4 protein-coding genes are annotated in these 3,279 nt (G+C 36.9%); 1 reads left to right on the top strand and 3 read right to left on the bottom strand.

Going from position 1 to position 3,279, the window contains the following annotated elements; all coding sequences use genetic code 11:
* Nucleotides 1–9: 9 nt before the first annotated feature.
* Both ACOVQ4_RS08765 and ACOVQ4_RS08760 read right to left on the bottom strand, forming a co-directional pair.
* Entirely contained in the window at nucleotides 10–1,377 is a 1,368-nt protein-coding gene (locus tag ACOVQ4_RS08765) for a HAMP domain-containing sensor histidine kinase (RefSeq protein WP_421820273.1), read from the bottom strand.
* A complete protein-coding gene (locus ACOVQ4_RS08760) occupies nucleotides 1,374–2,051 on the bottom strand; it encodes a response regulator transcription factor (RefSeq protein ID WP_421820272.1) in 678 nt (225 codons plus the stop codon). Before ACOVQ4_RS08760 ends, ACOVQ4_RS08765 begins: the two co-directional genes overlap by 4 nt.
* Nucleotides 2,052–2,293: 242 nt before the next feature.
* On the opposite strand from ACOVQ4_RS08760, the gene ACOVQ4_RS08755 reads away from it, so the two are divergent.
* On the top strand, nucleotides 2,294–2,731 hold the full coding sequence (locus tag ACOVQ4_RS08755) for an RDD family protein (RefSeq protein ID WP_421820271.1): 438 nt from the start codon (nucleotides 2,294–2,296) through the stop codon (nucleotides 2,729–2,731).
* Between the two features lie 255 nt (nucleotides 2,732–2,986).
* Here the strand turns inward: ACOVQ4_RS08755 and ACOVQ4_RS08750 are convergent.
* The coding region (locus ACOVQ4_RS08750; protein ID WP_421820270.1) for a T9SS type A sorting domain-containing protein at nucleotides 2,987–3,279 on the bottom strand (293 nt) is incomplete at its 5' end.

The raw sequence follows: 3,279 nt of genomic DNA, 5'->3' as shown, positions 1-3,279 counted from the left end.
AATTCCGAATCAGGCTATTGGAAGTAAAATACAAACACAAGTACCTTGATTTAGTTCTGATTGAATATCGAATTTACCTTTGTGGATTTCCATAATTTTTTTGACCAAGGTCAACCCAACTCCCGAGCCTTGGATATGTGTACTATTTTTACCCCGCATCATTGGTAGAAATACATTTTGAATATCTTCTTTCGAAATGCCAATACCTTGGTCTTTAATTTCGATTTTCAGAAACTGTGATTCTTTAGAAAGAACAACTGTAATCGGCTTTTTATTAGAGTATTTACAAGCATTATCCAAAAGATTTATCAGAACTGAACGAAGCAAATGAAACATGCCGTTGACAAGCTCCCCCTCCTCCGATTCTGTAAAGGAATCGTCAATCCTGAAATTGAGAGATTGTTTGGGGTATTTCTGATTTATCACATCAATGGTATCCATGAGTAATTCGAGGATATTGATTGGATGCATAATAATCGGAGAAGAAATGGATTCCACTTCTGTCAGATACAATAAGTTGTTGGATAAATCAATGGCTCTGTCTACTTGTGAAAGGGCTTCTTGAATACTATTTTTTTGAGCATCTTGATTTTGGTCATAGGCCAATGAGGTTTGTAAGACGCCTTTGGTAATTGTCAAAGGCGTACGCAACTCGTGTGAAGCATAAGAAATAAAGCGTTTTTGGTTTTCACCTAATTGTTGAATTTTTTCTAATAAATGATTTATTGCATCTGCCAAAACTGAAGCCTCATTCTGTTCGTTATCAAAGTTTTTGATTCGAAATCCAAAGTCAGAAATAGCCGCATCGCCCAGTTGCGCATTCAGGCGGTCGAAAGGCTCCATGGCTCTTTTTGAAAAAAAGTAACCTGTCAAACTAATAATAATCAGCGCAAGCAGATTTCCTACAAGAATAGAGTAGCGTAATGTGTCGCTCATGTTATGTCCATGCAAGTCATAAGCAGTCACGATAACCACGTATACCCTGCCATTTTGCCAATAGGATATCCCTAGCCCCTCTTTCGGGTAACCTAGTCGCGTATTTGGATAGGTAAAATACACTTTCTTTTCAGCGCGAATTTGGTTTAATAAACTTATCTCGGGGAAATAATCATGGTTGGCATCGGACGTATACACAATCTTGTTTTTATCGTCATAAACCGCTTCATATTGCTCACTCAAGGGGAAAAAAAACTCCTTTTTAAAGCGGCTCAAACTTTTGACAAAACGTTTTGTAGCCTCCGTTCTCGAATTCAGACGGTCGTGCATCAGATTTTCCCTGTAGCTTTCGTAAGAAAAATATACATACAAAGAAAAAAGGATAAGAATAGCCGATACCACGAAGAGGAAGGCAATGATAATACGCTGTTTTATGGTCATTCTTCTCGAAGTGAATAGCCTCTACCAATAATCGTATGAAGCAGTTTTTGATTAAAATCTTTATCCAACTTCCTCCTCAAGTAAGTAATATACACATCTATGACATTGGTATTGGTATCGAAATTGAGGTCCCACACTTTTTCCAAAATATCTACCCTACTTACAACTTTTCCTTTGTTGAGCATCAGGTATTCCAAGAGGTCATACTCACGTTTGGTAAGATCTATTTTTTTATCCGAGCGAGTCACCTCCTGAGTATCCAAATTCAGCTTCAAATCTGCAATTTCTAGAATTTTACTAGGTTTAGAAACAAACATATTCCGACGACCAAGGGCTTTTACTCTCAGAAGCAACTCTTTAAACTCAAAAGGTTTGGCTAAATAATCATCTGCACCAGCATTGAAACCTATTTCTTTGTCTTCGATGGTACTCAAGGCGGTTAGCATCAAAACGGGGGTAGATGCCCAATTATTTTTGACAAATTTACAAAGCTCAAAGCCGTTGATACTTGGTAAATTTACGTCTAAAATTACTACATCGTAAGGTTTTTGGGACAAAATCCTCTGACCAATCAACCCGTCGTAAGCTATATCTAAGTTGATATTTTCGCTAGAAAAACCCTTCTGAATAAACCCAGCCAATTTGGGGTCGTCTTCTACTAATAATACTTGCATAGCGTTGGATTGAGTATAAATTTTGTACGAACAACATAAAATGAGCCCGAAAGTATAAAACCTTTCTTGAGTTGTTGGAACGATTTACCTGCTAAAAGGTTTAAAAGAAATACCTAACTTCGTAAAACTTTCTTGAAAAATTAAGTATCATTATCCCTAAAATTCTCATTAGCAATTATCAGCGCTTCAATTTTGGTTGACTCAAGCGACTACTGACTCACAGAAGCGTATATTTTATTATCATGCAAAAAACCAAACTAATATTGCTTCGCTCATTGGCTCGGTTCATCGACCTGATATTTCTGTATTATTGTTTCGGACGCTTTTATGATTTACTTAATAGGAACGACGTTACCCCTTATGATGGACTTTTTACAGGTCTCCAAGAAATGATTTACTTTCTTCCCTTCTGTGTTTGCTACGAATTAATTTTTGAATATCTATTTCTAGGATTCACCGTAGGAAAATTTATTTGTGGGCTTAGAGTGCGACTCTTAAATGGTAAAATGATTGAACCTAAATACGCTTTTTTTAGGTGGCTTGGCGTGATATTCGACTTTTATTTGACGCTTGGATTAGGCGCCGTAATTTCTGCTATTTATTCTAAAAAAGCCCAACGCATCGGCGACCGATTTGCAGGAACAACCGTTACGATGGGCAATTATAAGTTTTGGAAATAAACCCAAATTGCATAAATCGAGATGGAGTGATAAGTGATTATGCTAAAAATTTACATTCTATCAGTAGAGACGCAACAATGTGCATTAAATCATTCATTTCTAGCACAATAGCACAAAAAAAAGGCGTTCGGATAAACTAGCTCCGAACGCCCTTTTGATGAAGATTGAAGTATAATCCCAACGCTAAAACTCGGGATAATTGAGCGATTTTGAAAACATCAAACAGTTAAAAATTCTCTAATAACCTCTTCCTGCTTAGAACTTCATCAACTTAAACACGCCTACCTTCTGGTCTTTGCTAATACGCAAAAGATACATTCCATTTTGGTAATTTTTGAGGTCTAATTGATTAGTACCAGCCTTTAATTTTATTTCAGAAACCACATTGCCTGTAAGGTCCAACAATTCAGCTTTGATACCGTTTTCGTCGGTATTAATCATTACAAAATCCGAAGCAGGATTTGGCCCAACGCTCACCCCTAGCTTTTGGATGTCCTCAAAACCTGTGACTAGTTCCAAACTAACCGTTGAGTTTGAACCGATGATTC

The sequence above is a fragment of the Flectobacillus sp. genome, from assembly GCF_049240685.1.
In the GTDB taxonomy this organism is placed as follows: domain Bacteria; phylum Bacteroidota; class Bacteroidia; order Cytophagales; family Spirosomataceae; genus Flectobacillus.
The sequence above is the reverse complement of the archived record's forward strand: the minus strand, read 5'-3'. Positions and strand labels throughout refer to the sequence as shown.